The sequence below is a fragment of the Actinoplanes sp. NPDC051633 genome, assembly GCF_040681735.1.
Taxonomy (GTDB): Bacteria; Actinomycetota; Actinomycetes; order Mycobacteriales; family Micromonosporaceae; genus Actinoplanes.
On the sequence record NZ_JBFAZH010001808.1, the window covers coordinates 1 to 1,074 of the forward strand.

The 1,074-nt window shown below is 70.2% G+C and carries 1 protein-coding gene; it reads right to left on the reverse strand.

The annotated features are described in order from the left end of the window. Positions 1-7: 7 nt before the first annotated feature. Positions 8-1,074, reverse strand: a 1,067-nt coding sequence (locus tag AB0M20_RS45350; RefSeq protein WP_364307860.1) for a ricin-type beta-trefoil lectin domain protein, incomplete at its 5' end; no start/stop codon positions are given.

Here is a 1,074-nt window from a genome sequence, read left to right on the forward strand (position 1 = left end):
ACTTAATTCAAACAAGTGATGAAGAAAAAACGACAGAAGAAGAACACACGGGGTTGGTGCAGCCGGCGCCCGTCGTGACAGTCGCCGGAGCACTGTGCGGCGAAGCGTTGGCCTGGGCGTCCCGCGCGACCACGTCGTACATGTACTGCCGGGCCGGGGCGAGGCCGCTGTCGACGAACGAGGTCGCCGGCGGGTCGGTCGGCGTCCCGGCGACGGTGCCCGCCTTGGCGCCGTCACGGTAGATGTCGTAGGCGCGGACACCCTCGTTGTCGGTCGACGCGGCCCAGCTCAGGGTGACCGTGGTGCCGGCCGCGGTCGCGGTGAGGCTGTGCGGGGTGGTCGGCGCCTCCGAGTCCGGCCGGCACGGCGGCGGGGTGATCGGCACCGTGGCGCTGGCCTGGGACACGTTGCCCGCCGCGTCACGGGCGTTGACGTACAGGCCCCAGGACGCTCCGGGCACGACGGTCAGGGCGGCCGACAGCGTCTGCCCACTGACCGAGGTCATCAGCTGGCCGTCGTGGTAGACGTCGTAGAAGGCGACCGCGACGTCGTCGCGGGACGCGTCCCACTCGAAGGTCACGGCGTCACACACCAGGTCCCGGACCCGCGGATTGGCCGGCGGCGTCGGCGGTGTGGTGTCCGCCGACGATCTCCACTTCTGGTTGCCCTGCCCGTTGCAGGTCCACATCTGGACGAGCGCGCTGTTCTCGGTCTTCGCGCCCTCCACGTCCAGGCACAGGCCCGACTGCACACCGGTGATGGAGCCGTCGGCGTTGAGGGTCCACTTCTGATTGGCGCCGCCGTTGCACGGATAGATCTGCACGGCGGCCGGGGCCGTCGTCTTCGCCCCGGCGACGTCCAGGCACATCGTGTCGTCGTAGACCCTCAGTTCACGAGCCGAGGTGTACGTCCACAGCTGGTTCGGCTTCGGCACGCAGTCGTAGATGTTGACGCCGGCCTTGGGCGCGCGGCTGTCCCCGATCACGTCGAGGCAGCGGCCCGACGCGACGCCCACGACGGGCGAGCCGGTCGCCGCGGATGCGGACCCGACCACGGCCACGACCGCGGCCACCG